This is a genomic window from Streptomyces sp. NPDC032091 (assembly GCF_055580265.1).
In genome coordinates this window covers 1-15,151 of record NZ_JBVILR010000037.1, presented here as the reverse complement: position 1 = coordinate 15,151, position 15,151 = coordinate 1, and the positions used below count along the sequence as shown (strand labels likewise).

Here is a 15,151-nt window from a genome sequence, read left to right as displayed (position 1 = left end):
GCCCCCGTATGACCGCCAAGCCGACCGCCAAGCCGAAGAGCCGCCGCCGCACCCGCCCGGTGCTGCACGCGCTCACCGTGCTCGCGCTGCTGGCCGCCAGCGCGTACTTCACCTACGCGCTGCGCGCGCAGGAGCAGGCCAAGGCGCCCTCCGTGCAGATGGTGCAGGACAAGAACGTCACCGCGGCCCTCAAGGGCGGCGACGCCGGAGGCCAGAAGTGGGAGCGGGTCCAGAGCCCGAACCGGTCGGTGCTGCGCGACGCCTCCGGGCAGGTGCTGGCCACCTTCACCGACGGCGCCCGCACCGCCACCCTCACCGGCCCGAGCCGCACCTTCACCGAGCCCGCCAACACCACCACCAAGGTCGTCACCGAGAACTGGGTGCGGCTGATGCCCGAGCCGTGGAAGCAGGGCGCGGAGAGCGCGCCGTGGTTCAAGGAGTGGTTCAAGAAGTACTTCGGGAGCCAGGAGGACGACATCTTCGCCTTCGCCTTCCAGTACGGCGACCAGGCACCGGTGAAGAAGGACGCGCAGGGCGTCTCGTACGCGGGCGACGCCGCCTTCGGCCCGCTCAACCCCACCGGCTCCGAGGGCAACGACCTGCGCCTGGAGCAGTCGGACTTCTTCGACTACCTCGGCACCCCGTACACCTTCCGCAACGGGGTGAAGAAGCAGCCGCAGAGCGCCCGCTACCGGTCGATGGACTGCTCCGGCTTCGTCCGCACGGTCTTCGGCTACCGGGCCCGCTACCCGCTCATGCCCGACGACACCCCCGGCCCCGGCCTGCCGCGCACCGCGAACGGCATCGCCCGCTCGGCGCTGGGCACGGACGTCATCCCGCTCAAGGGGGTGGCGGCGCAGTTCCGGCCCGCGTCGATCGACCTGATCCAGCCGGGCGACCTGGTGTTCTTCAAGCTCGACGCCCGGACGAAGGACCGCCTGGACCACACGGGCATCTACCTGGGCACCGACACCGACGGCCACCGGATCTTCATCTCCAGCCGCGAGGAGGCCAACGGCCCCACCATCGGCGACAAGGGCGGCACCTCCCGCCTCGACGGCAACGGCTACTACGCGGCCACCCTGCGCAGCGTGAAGCGGCTCTAGGCCTCGCCCAGCAGGGTCCCGCCGGGGATTCCCACCGGCTGGAGCAGCCAGCCGAAGTCGCCCAGGCCGCCGCGGGCGGTGAGCTCCGCCGCCTCGCCCGCCGAGGCCAGGGCGCGGACGTAGGCCGCCGGGTCGGTGGAGGCCAGCGCCAGCGGGGGGCGGCCGCCGGACACGCCGAGGGCGGCCAGGGCCGCGCGCTGGGTGAGCAGGGCCGCGCCGGGTCCCGCGCAGGAGTCGAGGGCGACGTGCGCGGTGACGTCGCAGCCGCCGTCCGGGACGGGCGCGACCTCGCGGCCGCCGCGGAAGCCGGTGAGGGTGCCGTACGGGGGGCGGGCCCCGCGGGTGTGGGCGTAGTCCACGGCCACCGCCAGGCCCCGGTCCACGGTGGCGACGGCCGCCGCCCAGGCCTCGTCGCGGGCCCGGCCGATCTCCGCCCGTCCCTCCCGCTCCCCGCCGGGCCACCACCGCTCCAGCCAGGCCCGGTCGGCGTCCTCCAGCGGGCCGCCCGGGGTCTCCGTACCGTCGGGGGCGACCAGGACGTACCGGCCGTCCTCGGCGATCTCCAGCGGGACGTTGTCCAGCCACTCGTTCGCGAACAGCAGGCCCGTCGTCCCCGCGGGCGGGGCGTCCACCCAGCGGATCCGGGGGTCCAGCCCCTCGGGGGCGGCCGCGCGCTCGACGGCGTACGGGACGACCCGCTCCGCCGTCGCCGCCGGCAGGGCGGCGAGGACGCCGGCCAGCAGTTCGCCCCGCCCGGCGCCCACGTCCACCAGGTCCAGCCGCTCCGGATGCCCGAGCCGCGCGTCCACCGAGGCCAGCAGGCGGGCCACCGCCCCCGCGTACAGCGGCGAGGCGTGCACGGAGGTGCGGAAGTGACCGGCGGGCCCGGGACCCCCGGACCGTACGTAGAAACCGCCGGGCCCGTAGAGCGCGGCCTCCATCGCCGCCCGCCAACGGACCGGCTCCCCGACACCACCCTGAGCGTTCATCCCGCTCAGGTTAAGGTCACCCTCCACCTTGGGGAGTACTCCCCCGTCACAGGGATCGCACCTGTGGTTGACTCCAGCACCTATCGCCTTTCCCTACTCTGGGTTACGTGCAGCGCCTCTACGACTTCATCCGCAGACACCCGACGGGCGTCGACGGCTTCTGGGCTGTCCTCTTCTTCGGGTTCTCGATGCTGAACGTCGCCGACCTCGGCGGGGCGAGCACGCTGCTGCGGGTGGCGACCGTGCCCGTCGTGGCCGCGCTGACCGCCGTCATCGCGCTGCGCCGCAAGTGGACGCAGCAGATGTTCTGGCTGACCGTGGGAGCGGGCCTCTACCAGCTGGTGATCGGATCGCAGGCGCAGTTCTGCGACATCGCCATGCTGGTGATCCTCTTCACCGTCGCGGCCTCCGGCGACGTCCCGCGCTGGGTCTCGCGCGCCGCGCTGGTCTCCGGGCTGCTGGCCTCCCCGCTCTACTCCCTGCGCTTCGGCGTCGACAAGAGCGCGAGCGCCCCGCAGGAGGTCCTGTTCGTCGTCTTCATGGTGGTGCCCTTCGCCCTGGCCTGGGTGATGGGCGACTCGCTGCGCACCCGCCGCGCCTATTACGCCCAGCTCGTGGAGCGCAACCAGCGGCTGGAGAAGGAGCGCGAGGCACAGGCCAAGGTGGCGGTGGCCGCCGAGCGGGCCCGGATCGCACGCGAGCTGCACGACGTCGTCGCGCACAACGTGTCGGTGATGGTGGTCCAGGCCGACGGGGCGGCGTACGTCATGGACGTGGCGCCCGAGCAGGCCAAGGAGGCCCTCCAGACCATCTCCGGGACGGGCCGCCAAGCCCTCGCGGAGATGCGCCGGCTGCTGGGCGTGCTGCGCACGGGCGAGCCCCAGGAGTCCGAGGACTACGTGCCGCAGCCGGACGTCGAGCAGATCGAGGTGCTGGTCGAGCAGGTGCGGGCGGCCGGGCTGACGGTGGACTTCGAGGTGGAGGGCGCCCCCCGCAGACTGCCCAGCGGGGTGGAGTTGACCGCGTACCGGATCGTGCAGGAGGCGCTGACGAACACGCGCAAGCACGGCGGCCCGGACGCGAGGGCGAGCGTACGGCTGGTCTACTTCGACGACGGGCTGGGCCTGCTCGTCGAGGACGACGGTCGGGGCGCCGCACACGAGTTGTACGAGGACGGCGGCGCGGACGGCGCCGGCCACGGTCTGATCGGCATGCGGGAACGCATCGGTATGGTCGGAGGCACCCTGGACGCGGGCCCGCGTCCCGGCGGCGGCTTCCGGATCAGTGCGCTGCTCCCGCTCAAGAAAGGCAATTGATGTCCATCCGAGTGATGCTGGTCGACGATCAGGTGCTGCTGCGCACGGGCTTCCGGATGGTGCTCGCCGCCCAGCCGGACATGGAGGTCGTCGCGGAGGCCGGGGACGGCCTGGAGGCGCTGGAGGTGCTGCGGGCCACGAAGGTGGACGTGGTGCTGATGGACGTGCGCATGCCCCGGTTGGACGGGGTGGAGGCGACCCGGCGGATCTGTGAGCCGGCGGAGCACCCGAAGGTCATCATCCTGACCACCTTCGACCTGGACGAGTACGCCTTCTCGGGGCTGAAGGCGGGCGCGAGCGGCTTCATGCTGAAGGACGTCCCCCCGGCGGAGCTGCTGGCGGCGATCCGGTCGGTGCACAGCGGGGACGCGGTGGTGGCCCCGTCGACGACGCGACGGCTGCTGGACCGGTTCGCGCCGATGCTGCCGACGACCGCGCAGGAGCCGGAGAACAAGGAGATCGAGCGGCTGACCGAGCGGGAGCGGGAGGTCATGCTGCTGGTGGCGCAGGGCCTGTCGAACGGGGAGATCGCGGGGCGGCTGGTGCTGTCGGAGGCGACGGTCAAGACGCACGTCGGCCGGATCCTGACGAAGCTGGGGCTGCGCGACCGGGTGCAGGTGGTGGTGCTCGCGTACGAGACGGGGCTGGTGCGGGCCGGGGGCGGCCCGCAGCTGTAGCCCGGCGGGGCGGCACGGCCTCAGCCGCGCTGGACGTACTCGCAGGTGTGCGGGACGAGGTGGTCCAGGGTGGCCGCGTCGGCCAGGAGGATGTCGAGGTCGGCGAGGCTCTCCCCGCAGTCGATCCGGTCGTAGCCGCCGTTGCGGCTGACGATCGTGTCGTTGCCGCCCCGCCCCTCGAAGGTGTCGGAGCCGGGTGCGGCGTTCCGGCCGTCGGAGTCGATGAGCCGGTCGGGGCCGCTGCCGCCGATGAGGACGTCGTCGCCCGACCCGCCGGTGAGGTCGCTCGGGATGGACGTCTCGTTGCGGACCACGTCGTCCCGGTCGCCCAGGGAGGCCTGGAGGCGGGTCACGGCCGCCGAGTGGCCGCAGCGGATGATGTGCGGGTCGTCGTTGAACCGGGAGCAGCCCGAGCCGGGGACCATCCTGCTGGTGGTGTCCACGACTTGGAGCCAGCCGCCGGGCGTGCTGAAGGTGACGGTGTTCGTCTCCCCGGGCTGCGCGGTGAAGACCACCTGGTTGTTGTCGCGCGAGACGATCGCGGGGGCGGCGGAGGCCGGTGCGGCGAGGGCCGTGGTGAGGGCGAGCGCGGCCAGGGCGGGGGCGGCGAGGCGGGCCGTGCGGGAGAGGTGCATCGGTGCTGTCCTTCGGTTGCGGGGGCGGACCGGATCGAGGGTCCGTCCCGTCCGGCCCTACCCGGAGCAACCGTCGGATTCGTTGGTTTATCGCAGAGTTGACCCGTCCGGCCTACGGCAGCGGGGGCACGGCCGTGCGCAGGTGCGTCAGCAGGGTGGAGAGGGTCTCCCACGCGGCCGGGTCGACGCCGTCGCCCAGCGGGTAGTGCAGGCCGGGCCGGCGCTCCGGGCCCACCTGGACGGGCTTCAGCGCCAGCGGGGGCCGGCGGGCCTGCGTCAGGGTGACCTCGGTGACGCCGGGGGCGCCAAGGGTGAAGGACACCGGTACGGCGGGGGCCGCGAAGCGGGGGGCCAGGCTCAGGTCGCGCCGCCCGGGACCCAGCGAGACCAGCATGCTGACCAGGCCGTGCCCGGAGACGAGGGCCTGCGCGAGCTCCTCCAGTGCGGCGAGCGGCACTTCCTCGGACGGCCCGTAGCCGAGGGAGAGGGTGGCGTCCTCCTCGACCCCGGTCGCCGTGCGGGTGACGCGGACGGTGGCCAGCGCGGGCCGGTCCGGGTGTCCGACGGCGGTGACCAGGGTGGGCTCGGGCATCCGGCTCCGCGCGAGGTCGGTGAACTGGCGCGGGGACCAGGGCAGGTTGACGGGCTCGGCGGTGCCCCAGCCGGCGGGGCCGGCGCCGGTGAGGACGTGCCAGGCGGTCTCCAGCGCGCCGCCGAGCAGGGTGTCCGCCTCGGCGGGGTGCTCCGTGCGCAGCTGTACGGTCAGCCGCCGCTCCCCGGCCCCGGCGGCGGGCCGCCGGAACGCGTCGGCGGGCCGCGCATGGCCGTGGGCGTCGCGGGCGGGGGCGAAGGTGCCGTCCTGCCACGCGAGTACGGCGCCGGAGAGGCCGTCGTAGTAGCCGCAGGAGGGGTCCTGGACCACCCACCGGTTCGGGGCCCCGGTGAGCACGGTGCGCAACGGCAGGCTGAGCCGGCAGTGGGCGGGGGTGACGATGTGCAGGGCCGCGCCGAAGGCGGCGGTGGTGCGCAGGACGTCCGACAGCCAGGCCGTGAGCGGGACCACCGGCCGGTCGGCGAGGACGACGGCGGTGGACTCGGTGACCACGTCGACGGTGGGCAGGGCTCCGACGGGCGCGGGCGCCGCCGAGGCCTCGGAGCCGACGGGCACGGTGGTGACCCGGCCGGCGCCCTCGGGCCAGACGGCCCCGCCGAGGACCTCGGCGAGCCGCCCGGCGACGGCCCCGGCCAGGTCCGCCGCCTCGGGCACGGCGGTGGAGGCGCGGGTCTCCGTCCACCAGACGGGGGTGGCGGCCGGGGTGCCGAGGAGCCGCTGCACCTCCCCCGGCACCTGGACGAGCACGGGTGCCTCCACCGAGACCAGGGGCCGGCCGCCCGCACCCAGCAGCTGGACGACGGCCCCGTCGCCGGCGCTCGCGGCGTCCAGGTCGGCGCCGCCCGCCGCGAGGGCCACCAGCAGGGCGGCGGCGTCGGGCATCTTCGGGGTGAGGGCGATGACGTCCTTGGTCACGGTGTCAGGCGCTTCCTGGGTCGGCGGGGGCGGCGGGAGCGGCGAGGGCGGTCTGGACGACCTGGTGCGGACGGCCGCGCCGGACGAACGTGCCCCGGCCGGGCGGCTGGGCGCTCGCGTACAGCTGCGGGAACAGCTGGCCCTCGGAGCGCTCGCCGTTCATGACGAGCGCGGTGGTGCCCGATTCGCGCAGGGTGGTCAGCAGCGGCTCGTAGAGGGCGCGGGAGGAGCCGGCGACGCGGCGGGCGATGACGAAGTGCAGCCCGATGTCCTGGGCGGACGGCAGGTAGGGCACGAACGCCTGGAGCGGCTGCTGGCCGGCGGTGGTGAGGATGTCGTAGTCGTCGACGAGGACCACGATGCGCGGTCCGGTGAAGCCGGGGCCCTCGCCGGGTTCGGCGTCGGGGTCGATGCCGTCCTCGGGGAGCCGCTTGTCGAGTTCCTTGGCGATCCCGGCCGACAGCGCGGCGGCGATCTTCGCGTTGTGCGCGTAGCCGCCCCGGTAGGGCTCGGGGACCACGCCGCGCAGGCCGCGCCGGGGGTCGTAGACGGCGAAGACCAGCTCGTCCTCGCCGTAGCGGGCGATGAGCTGGCGGGCGACGAGGGCGAGGAGGTTGGTCTTGCCGCACTCGCTGTCGCCGAGGATCAGCAGGTGCTGGTCCTGGCCGAACAGATCGAGGAGGACGGGTGCGAGGACGTCCTGGTCCACGCCGACGGGAACGCGGTGCGGTTCCTCGTCGGCGGTGGGCAGCCGGTCGGCGGGCAGCCGGGAGGGCAGGACCCGGACGGGCGAGGCGAGTTCGCCGTGCCAGGTGGCGCCGACGGTGCCGGCGGCCTCCTCCAGGGCGGCGGCCAGGTCGGTGGTGCCCTCCCGGGAGTCGATGCGCGGCAGCGCGGTCTGCGCGAAGAGCTTGCCGTCGGTGAGGACCCGGCCCGGGGTGTCCGGGGAGATGGTCTCGGACAGCTTGCGGTCGATGGCCGAGTCGGAGGGGTCGCCCAGGCGCAGTTCGACGCGGCCGCCGAACAGGGACTGGTTGGCGATGCGGACGTCGTTCCAGCGCAGCATGCCGGCGACGACGTGGATGCCGTAGCCGCCGCCGCGCTTGAGCAGGTCGGTGACGGCGTCGTCGAGGGCGTCGAACTCCTCGCGCAGGGCCCCGTACCCGTCGACGAGCAGGACGATGTCGGTGGAGCGGAGCTCGGGGAGCAGCCCCTTGGCGCGCATCGCCCGCAGCTGGTCGACGGAGTCGATGGAGTGCTCGCGGAACAGCTGCTCGCGGACGGCGAGCATGGCCCGGACCTCGGCGACGGTGCGGGCGGCCCGCTCGCGGTCGGCGCGGCCGGCGATGCCGCCGACGTGCGGGAGCCCGGCGAGGGCGGCGAGACCGCCGCCGGCCAGGTCCAGGCCGTACACCGCCACTTCCTGCGGGGTGTGGGTGAGGGCCAGGGAGAGGGCGAGGGTGCGCAGCAGGGTGGTCTTGCCGGACTGGGGGCCGCCGGTGACGGCGGTGTGCCCGCCGGCGACGGTCAGGTCGAGCTCCCAGGGGCCGCGCCACTGCCGGGCCGGGTCGTCGAGGACGCCGAGCGGTACCCGCAGCGGGGCGCGGCGCGGCTTGGCGAGGGGGCCGGTGCCTCCGGTGCCGAGCCGGAGCCCGTGTTCGGTGACGGACAGGGGTCCGGCGGCGACGTCGAGGGGGACGGCGTCGGGCAGCGGCGGCAGCCAGATGCGGCGGACGGGCGGGGCCGCGTCGGCGAGCTGGTCGACGATGACGGAGAGCACGGTGGGCCCGGTCTCGCGGGCGGTGGCGGTGGGCTTCTCCTCGGCGGGCTCGGCCGGGCCGGTCTCGTCCTGGAGGGTGTTGAAGGTCGGGTAGGCCAGGGCCAGGGGCCCCTCCTCGGCGGCGCCGGGCCCGGCGGCGGGGCCCCGGTAGCGCCCGGAGACGTAGCCGGCCTTGAAGCGGGTGTAGGTGGAGGTGTCCACCTTGAGGTAGCCGAAGCCGGGCAGCGGCGGCAGCAGGAAGGCGTCGGTGGTGTCGAGGACGGTGCGGGACTCGTCGGCGGAGAAGGTGCGCAGGCCGAGCCGGTAGGAGAGGTAGGTGTCCAGGCCCTTGAGCTGGCCGCCCTCGATGCGCTGGCTGGAGAGCAGCAGGTGCACGCCGATGGAGCGGCCGATGCGGCCGATGGACAGGAACAGGTCGATGAAGTCGGGTTTGGCGGTGAGGAGTTCGCCGAACTCGTCGATGACGACGAACAGGTGCGGCAGCGGTTCCAGTTCGGGCTTCTCGGCGCGCAGGACGGCGTAGTGGCCGATGTCGGCGACGTTCCCGGCGTCCTTGAGGACCTGCTGGCGGCGCTTGACCTCGCCGGCGAGGCTGGTGTGGACGCGTTCGACGAGCCCGGCCTGGTTCTCCAGGTTGGTGATGACGCCGGCGACGTGCGGGAGCTTCTCGAAGGGGGCGAAGGTCGCGCCGCCCTTGTAGTCGACGAGGACCATGGCGAGGTCCTCGGGGGCGTGGGTGGTGACCAGGGCGAGGACGAGCGTGCGCAGCAGCTCGCTCTTGCCGGAGCCGGTCGCGCCGACGCACAGCCCGTGGGGGCCCATGCCGAGCTGCGAGGACTCCTTCAGGTCGAGGAGGACGGGGCCGTGGCGGTCGTCGATGCCGATGGGGACGCGCAGGAAGTCGCGCTCGCCGCGGGGCGCCCACAGCCGGTCCACGTCGAGGCGGGCCGGGTCGGTGATGCCGAGCAGGCCCATGAAGTCGACCGGTCCGGAGACGGGGGTGCCCTCGGCGACGGACTCGGCGGACAGCCGCAGCGGGGCGAGCATCCGGGCCAGGCCCTCGGCGGTGGCGGGGCCGAGGGCGTCGGTGAGGCCCTCGGCGGCGGGGGCCTGCGGGGTGCGCAGGTCCTGGACGGTGACGTGGCAGCCGTCGGGGCCGCCGGAGCCGGTGACGGTGATCCGTATCGCCACCTCGTCGGGTTCGTGGACCTGTTCGGCGAGGAGGTGCAGGACGGTGGTGTTCATGTCGGCCAGGCCCACCGCGGTGTCGGGGCGGGGCAGTTCGACGGCGTTCTCCCCGTACTCGTCGCTGACGACGAGCAGCCGGCCGGCGAGCCGCAGCGCACCCCGGTCGGACAGGCCGCGGCGCACCTCGGCCGCGTACGAGGCCCGGCGGCGCAGGTCGGGGGCGAGGACCCCGGCGGCGAGCTGGGGCAGGCTGGGGGCGATCCGGCGGGCGGCGACGGGCCCGTCCTGCTCCTGCGCGTCGAGGACGTGGGGCAGCCACTTGGCCCACTCCCAGTCGTCGAGCCGCTCCCCGGGCACGCCGAGGGCGATGGCCACGTCGTCGGGGGCGTGCAGGACGGCGGTGTGCGCGAGGAGGGCGCGGGCGACGCCGAGGACGCCCTCGCGGTCGCCGATGATGCTGACGTTCCCGGCCCGGTCGAGGGGGACGGTCAGCGGGAAGTCGCTGGCGCGGGCGAAGCGGGCCATGAGGGCGCCGGCCTCGTTCAGCATGAACCGGTCGGGCGGGGTGAGGACGTTCCCCGCGCCGGCGGCGAGGGCCATCTCCTGGACGGCGACCGCTCCGGTGCCCAGGCGGGGGCGCAGGAAGTCGGGGTCGGTGCGGCGGCGTTCCCACAGCCGGGCGGGGTCCCGTACGAGGTCGTAGAGGGCCTCCGGCGGCGGGTTGAGGCGGCGGGCCTCGTCGCGCAGCGCCTTCTCCCGGGCGCCGAGCTCCTCGCGCTGCTCCTCCAGGTACTCCAGGTAGCGCTCGCGCTGGGCGCGGCGGGTGCGCTGGGCCTTGCCGCGCTGGGACCAGAACAGGGCGATGGCGCCGATCAGCGCGAAGACCAGCACGATCGCGCCTACGGCGGCGAACTGGCTGTTGCGGATGACGGTCATCATCACGACCGAGCCCATGACACCGGCCATCGGCAGCAGGGCGGTGGCCGGGCTGCCGATCTTCCCCTCGGGGAGGTTCGGCGGCGCTTCGACGGTGCGGGGCTCGGCGGGGGCGGGGGGCAGGGTGCCGCGGGCCGGGCGGTGGACGAGCTGCTGGGTCACCGGGCGCCGCCGGCCGCCGGGAGGGCCACGGCCCGCTGGAGGACCTCGGCGGCCAGCCGGACGGCGGCCTCCCGGGTGCCTTCGCCGAGCAGGTCGGTGCGGACGGCGCCGCCGGAGGCGAGGTGGCGGTCGTAGGGCAGGACGACCACCCCGGCGCCGGTCGCGGCCAGCTTCTCGGCGGCCTTGCCGAGGTCGATGGCCGGGTGCGGGGACTGCACGGTGAGCACGACGACCGTGCGCGGCAGGACGGGCACGGGCAGGGAGGCGAGCCAGTCGAGGACGGCGTGGGTGGAGACCAGGCCCTCGGCGGTGGCGGGGGCGGTGAGCACGCGGGCGTGCGCGGTGTCGAGGGCGGTACGGGCGACCTCGCCGGGGAGGGTCTCGCAGTCGACGACGGTGACCCCGAAGTAGCGGCGCAGCGCGACCATGACGGTCCGGTAGGTGGCGACGTCGACCTGGGCGCCGATCCGGCCCTGGCTGCCGGGCAGCAGCCAGCCGCCGTCCTGGAGCGGGACGAGGTAGCCGGTGATGTCGGTGAGCTGCATGGAGGGGCGGACGATCTGGGCGAGGTCGCCGCAGGTCCAGCGCAGGGACTCGACGCCGAGCCGGACGGGCAGCGTGCCGAGGGCGGCGTCGGCCTCCAGGGTGAGCACCGGGTCGTGGCGGAAGTGGTTGTAGGTGCGGCTGAGGAGGGCGGTGACGGTGGTCTTGCCGGAGCCGCCTCGGATGCTGGTGACGACGATGTGCCGCCCCGTGGTCACGGGCTGCTGCACCTGCGCGGCGAGCCCGGTCTCGGCGGCGACGGCCTTCGCGGCGGAGGCCCCGAGGGCCCCGCGCAGGGTGCGCAGGGTGCGCCGCAGCAGCGGGTCGCCGTGCCGGGGCCGCCCGCCGGGCACCTCGGCCCCGCGCACGGGCACGGTCTCGGGAGCGGCCCGCCGCGCGGGCGGGGTCTGGGCGTAGCCCTGCTGCGGCGGCGCGTACCCGGGCCGGCCCTGCGCGGCCGCGGCCCGGGCGAGGTCGGCCGGCCACCGGCCCTGGTCCGGGCCGACGTGCGGGAGCTGCCCGCCGGGTGCCTGGGAGGGGGCGTCGCCCGCCCGGGGGGCCGGGGTGGCGGCCGAGGGCGTGCCGGTCAGTTCGCCGAGGACCCCGGCCTGCCAGTCGTCCTGGCGGTTCGTGTCTGACATGTCTGAGTCGCAACCCCTACGCGAAGGTGCCGAGCAGCCGCCCGTACACGCCGAACACCCCGATGAGCAGCGGGAACAGCACGATGACGCCGAAGGACTCGGCGGCGTCCCCGAACCGGCGCAGCCGGACCCGTACGTGCTCGGGCGGCTGGACGGCCAGCACTCCGAGCGCCGCCAGGGCCAGCGCCAGCAGGACCGCCAGCGGCCCGGCCGCACCGGCCCGGCCGGCCCACACCAGCAGGGCGGCCACGGTCACGGCGGCCCCGGCCAGCAGCAGCGCGACCACCTCCGCGACCAGCGGGAAGGCCCGCGCGCGCAGCCCCAGCACGACGGCGACCGCCGAGGCGAGGCAGACCGTCCAGACGTCCGGCTCCCTCAGCGCGACCACCCCGGCCGCGCCCGCCGAGACGGCGGTGGCGAGGGTGGCCAGGACCATGCCCCGGTGGGTGGCGCCGAGGGCGGTGGCGACCTTGTACCGGCTGACCGAAGCACCCCGCGCCCGCTGGTCGTCGAGCCCGGTGAGCCCGGCCGCGGCCAGCGCGAGCCGCGGCAGCAGCCCGAGCAGGACGACGGAGACCACGGCGAGGACGGCCCCGGTCCGGGCGCCCGCGTGCCCCTGGGCGAGGGCCACGCCCTCCCAGATCGCGGTCAGTCCGGCCACGGCGGTGGCCCCGACGAACCCGCCCCGCCCGAGCGGCGTGAACCACCCCAGCAGCGCGAGCGCCACGGCCAGCGCGCCCGCCACGGCGGCGAGCCGGCCCATCGCGTGCCAGTGCTGCGCGTCGCCCAGGGTCCACGCCCCGAGCACCCCGACCGCACCGGCGGTCGCGAGCAGCGCGGCCGCGAGCCCGGAAGCCTTCATCCGGCCCGCGACGGCCCCGACGGCCCCGCACACGGCGGCGGCCGCCAGCAGCACCCCGGCGACGGCCCCCGGCGCGAACGCGGCCCGGGCGAACCATCCGGCCACCAGCGCCCACAGCACCAGCCCGGCCCCGGCGGTGACCCGCCGCGCGGCCGGCCGCCAGCGCCAGGCCCGTACGTCCAGGTCCTCGGCGGCCTCGTCGGTGACGTCGTGCACCACGGGCGCGGACGGCACGTCCTGCACCCGCACGAGCCGCAGCACGGCCCCGTCGGCGACGCCCGCTTCCTCCAGCGAGACCCCGTGCTCCAGCACGGACCCGTCCGCCGTGACCAGATGCCGCAGCATCGGCTGCGCGGCCACCCGGTCGTCCAGCATCCGTATGACGTCGGGCAGCAGCCGCCCGACGGGCTCCCGGGAAGGGAGGACGAGGTCCATCCGCCGCCGCTGACCGACCAGGGTCACCCGGCTCAGCGCCGTCCCGCTTCCCGCCCCCATGTTCACCACGCGTTCGAACCTATCACCGAGTTCTGACCTGACCTGGCGTCCCGACCTTGCCGATCACCCGGTGCGAGATGAACGACCAGCCGACGCATCCGGCGCACAGCACGGCCGCGATGACCAGCCCGGCGACGGCCTTCCCGATCCGCTCGTCGGCGACCCGCCGGCCCCGCTGCGCCCCGAACAGCACGGCGTCGCGCAGCCGGCGCCGCCGCACCGCGACGGACTCCAGGAGCTGGCTGTCGTAGTCCTCGGCGGTCATCAGACCTCGAACTCGCCGACCCAGGAGCGCTTCAGCAGGTGCTCGGGCAGGTAGGGGGATTCGACGCCGACCGGGATGCCGCCGTCGTAGGCGAGGCAGGTGACGGCGAGGACGCCGATCGGTACGAGGCCGTCGATGTCGTCGGCGCGTTCGGGAGTGGCGGTCCAGTACCGCTTGTGGAGTTCGAGTGCTTCGAGGAGGGCCGCGTGGAAACCCTCCTCGTCCTTCTGGAGGAACTTGTAGAAGAGGTTGATCGGCGGATAGGCGACCTGCTGGATGTACTCCCGGCCCGCGATCACCGCCACGTCCGGATGCGACCGCTGGAACGTCAGCGTCAACTCCGGGACCAGCTCGGGACGCTTGAGCCAGTACGCCTGGAGGGTGGCGACCCAGTGGTAGAGGTAGTCGTCGTGGTCGGCGCCCGAGGCACGCAGGACGTCGATCGGGAGCTCGCACAGCTCGGTCATCCTCGGCTGGTCGCGCGTGATGACCGCGAACCAGAACGCCTCGATCCACGCCTCCGCGTTCGCGTCCCACGAGGGACCCGCCGCCGGCAGGGTCCGCACCGCGTGGTGGATGCGCACCTCGGTGGTTCCCTCGGACATCCCCGCCGTGCGGAACAGCGCGGATCCCAGCTGCGCCGCCGTGACCACGGCCTCCCAGGTGCCCAGCTCGGCGGCCTGCGGGTCCACCCCGAACCGGGCGTTGACGTTGAAGGTGCCGTCCTTCCACGCCGACCTGAGCCTGCGGGGCGACGAGGAGAGCGCGTCGAGGTCCTCGACCAGATCCTCGGTGAGCCCCTCGACCCAGGCCGCGCTGCTCGGCCGCGGCTCCGCATGGCCGGGCACGAAGACGGTCATCGCTTCTCCTGTCATTTGGTGAGGTCGAAACGGCGAAGAGTGTATCCGGCATAAGTTCCGGTGTTGTCGGCTCCCTTGACGACGACGTAATCGATCCGCGGGGGATTCGCGTCCAGCGCTTCCTTGAGGGCTTCGTACAGGCGCTTTTCGCTGTCGATGTCCCGTCCGCGCTTCTTCATTTGCTTGAGGATGTCCTCGAAGTACTCGCGGGTTCCCTGGGATACGCGCTTACCGCCGATGCGGCGTTCGCCCAGGTCCGTGGTGACGTTGCTCTTCGCCTCGACCACGACGTACCGGTCGCCGTGCTTGTACACCTGGTCGAACTGGTCGTTCCCGTTGTCGGGGCCGTGCAGCTTCTCTTCCTTGGCCCCGGGGAACTCGTTCGGTATCGCGTGCTGCCTGGCTATGGCCTCGCCGTACGCCTCGCTCTTCTTGGAAAGGGCCTCGTGGAGCGGTGCGTGCTCCGCCCTTGCCGCGTCGAGCGCCGCCTGGGTTTCCGGTGTGCCGAGGAGCTTGTGCGCCTTCTTGGCCTCGCCGTAGGCGTCGTGCGGACCCTTGTCGGCGGCGATGGCGTCGTGACGTTCCTTCGCGGCCTGGTCGAGGGAGTCCCGCATCTCCTGGGTGACGGAGGGGTGCGCGTGGTCGATCGAGGTCGCCTTGCCGAGGTAGTCCGGCGGGACCGGCGGCGGGATGTCCGACTTGGGCACCCAGACGTCGGGGGCGGTCTCCACGAGCTGCGGCGGGACCAGGCCGGTGTGGTCGGGCACGTCGGCCCGCAGGCGGTAGCCGAGCTTGTTGTAGTACTGCTTGAAGTAGGGGTCCGTCGGGTCGTTCGCCCGGTGGACCTGGTACTCCATGATCTGGCGCTTCTCGGCGTCCGTGTACTGGTGCGCGTTCTCCCGGTGGGGCGGCAGCTCGGGCCGCTCACCGTGACCGGGCACCGCCGGGTCGGGGCCGCCGCCGTGCCCGGGACCGTGGCCCAGGTTGTCGGGGATGCCGCCGCCGCCCTGGTGCGGGATGCCTCCGCCGCCGTGGCCGCCGCCGCCCGTGGACGGGGTGTCCGGGTGGTGGGCGCCGCCGGTGGTGGGGGTGGTGTCGGTGCCGCCGTGGCCGGGGGTGGTGGGGTTGCCGCCGGGTTCGGTGTGGCTGTTGTGCGGGGTGTGGTCCG

The 15,151-nt window shown here is 74.4% G+C and carries 11 protein-coding genes and 1 pseudogene; 3 read left to right on the top strand and 9 right to left on the bottom strand.

Annotated features, from left to right (window positions below; translation table 11 throughout):
* Positions 1 to 8: 8 nt before the first annotated feature.
* On the top strand, positions 9 to 1,106 hold the full coding sequence (locus ACZ5NJ_RS36095; protein ID WP_468770775.1) for an NlpC/P60 family protein: 1,098 nt from the start codon (positions 9 to 11) through the stop codon (positions 1,104 to 1,106).
* On the opposite strand, the gene ACZ5NJ_RS36090 is transcribed toward ACZ5NJ_RS36095, so the two are convergent.
* On the bottom strand, positions 1,103 to 2,095 hold the full coding sequence (locus ACZ5NJ_RS36090) for an SAM-dependent methyltransferase (RefSeq protein WP_468770774.1): 993 nt from the start codon (positions 2,093 to 2,095) through the stop codon (positions 1,103 to 1,105). The two genes, ACZ5NJ_RS36095 and ACZ5NJ_RS36090, sit on opposite strands and share 4 nt — an antisense overlap.
* Before the next feature lie 107 nt (positions 2,096 to 2,202).
* Between ACZ5NJ_RS36090 and ACZ5NJ_RS36085 the strand changes: the two genes are divergently transcribed.
* Both ACZ5NJ_RS36085 and ACZ5NJ_RS36080 read left to right on the top strand, forming a co-directional pair.
* Positions 2,203 to 3,411 carry a sensor histidine kinase gene (locus ACZ5NJ_RS36085; protein WP_468770772.1) on the top strand — a complete coding sequence of 403 codons (1,209 nt, stop codon included), beginning with the start codon at positions 2,203 to 2,205 and terminating at the stop codon, positions 3,409 to 3,411.
* Positions 3,411 to 4,088 (top strand): response regulator transcription factor, encoded by a 678-nt coding sequence (locus ACZ5NJ_RS36080; RefSeq protein ID WP_395510419.1) that lies wholly within the window; start codon positions 3,411 to 3,413, stop codon positions 4,086 to 4,088. Before ACZ5NJ_RS36085 ends, ACZ5NJ_RS36080 begins: the two co-directional genes overlap by 1 nt.
* Positions 4,089 to 4,108: 20 nt before the next feature.
* Here ACZ5NJ_RS36080 and ACZ5NJ_RS36075 read toward each other — a convergent pair whose 3' ends face one another.
* The 8 genes and pseudogenes from ACZ5NJ_RS36075 to ACZ5NJ_RS36040 form a co-directional block, all read right to left on the bottom strand.
* The gene (locus ACZ5NJ_RS36075; RefSeq protein WP_468770769.1) at positions 4,109 to 4,723 is read right to left on the bottom strand and encodes a hypothetical protein; all 615 of its coding nucleotides are present in this window, start codon (positions 4,721 to 4,723) and stop codon (positions 4,109 to 4,111) included.
* Positions 4,724 to 4,835: 112 nt separating this feature from the next.
* A complete protein-coding gene (locus tag ACZ5NJ_RS36070) occupies positions 4,836 to 6,251 on the bottom strand; it encodes a DUF6177 family protein (protein WP_468770768.1) in 1,416 nt (471 codons plus the stop codon).
* Between the two features lie 4 nt (positions 6,252 to 6,255).
* On the bottom strand, positions 6,256 to 10,317 hold the full coding sequence (gene eccCb / locus ACZ5NJ_RS36065; RefSeq protein ID WP_468770767.1) for a type VII secretion protein EccCb: 4,062 nt from the start codon (positions 10,315 to 10,317) through the stop codon (positions 6,256 to 6,258).
* Positions 10,314 to 11,501, bottom strand: coding sequence for a MinD/ParA family ATP-binding protein (locus ACZ5NJ_RS36060; protein ID WP_468770765.1), 1,188 nt, complete (start codon positions 11,499 to 11,501; stop codon positions 10,314 to 10,316). The genes eccCb and ACZ5NJ_RS36060 overlap by 4 nt, the downstream gene beginning before the upstream one ends.
* Before the next feature lie 16 nt (positions 11,502 to 11,517).
* Positions 11,518 to 12,858 carry a type VII secretion integral membrane protein EccD gene (gene eccD, locus ACZ5NJ_RS36055; RefSeq protein WP_468770850.1) on the bottom strand — a complete coding sequence of 447 codons (1,341 nt, stop codon included), beginning with the start codon at positions 12,856 to 12,858 and terminating at the stop codon, positions 11,518 to 11,520.
* Positions 12,859 to 12,880: 22 nt separating this feature from the next.
* Positions 12,881 to 13,123, bottom strand: coding sequence for a hypothetical protein (locus tag ACZ5NJ_RS36050; RefSeq protein WP_468770763.1), 243 nt, complete (start codon positions 13,121 to 13,123; stop codon positions 12,881 to 12,883).
* Positions 13,123 to 13,983, bottom strand: coding sequence for an immunity 49 family protein (locus tag ACZ5NJ_RS36045; RefSeq protein ID WP_468770761.1), 861 nt, complete (start codon positions 13,981 to 13,983; stop codon positions 13,123 to 13,125). Before ACZ5NJ_RS36045 ends, ACZ5NJ_RS36050 begins: the two co-directional genes overlap by 1 nt.
* Positions 13,984 to 13,994: 11 nt before the next feature.
* Positions 13,995 to 15,151, bottom strand: a pseudogene (locus ACZ5NJ_RS36040) (hypothetical protein); the annotation flags it as partial.

Bases quoted from the DNA above. Each gene is read 5' to 3' on its own strand.
- ACZ5NJ_RS36090 (WP_468770774.1), bottom strand. From the start codon at position 2,095: ATGAACGCTCAGGGTGGTGTCGGGGAGCCGGTCCGTTGGCGGGCGGCG.
- ACZ5NJ_RS36075 (WP_468770769.1), bottom strand. From the start codon at position 4,723: ATGCACCTCTCCCGCACGGCCCGCCTCGCCGCCCCCGCCCTGGCCGCG.
- eccD (WP_468770850.1), bottom strand. From the start codon at position 12,858: ATGGGGGCGGGAAGCGGGACGGCGCTGAGCCGGGTGACCCTGGTCGGT.
- ACZ5NJ_RS36045 (WP_468770761.1), bottom strand. From the start codon at position 13,983: ATGACCGTCTTCGTGCCCGGCCATGCGGAGCCGCGGCCGAGCAGCGCG.
- ACZ5NJ_RS36080 (WP_395510419.1), top strand. From the start codon at position 3,411: ATGTCCATCCGAGTGATGCTGGTCGACGATCAGGTGCTGCTGCGCACG.
- ACZ5NJ_RS36060 (WP_468770765.1), bottom strand. From the start codon at position 11,501: ATGTCAGACACGAACCGCCAGGACGACTGGCAGGCCGGGGTCCTCGGC.
- ACZ5NJ_RS36050 (WP_468770763.1), bottom strand. From the start codon at position 13,123: ATGACCGCCGAGGACTACGACAGCCAGCTCCTGGAGTCCGTCGCGGTG.
- ACZ5NJ_RS36095 (WP_468770775.1), top strand. From the start codon at position 9: ATGACCGCCAAGCCGACCGCCAAGCCGAAGAGCCGCCGCCGCACCCGC.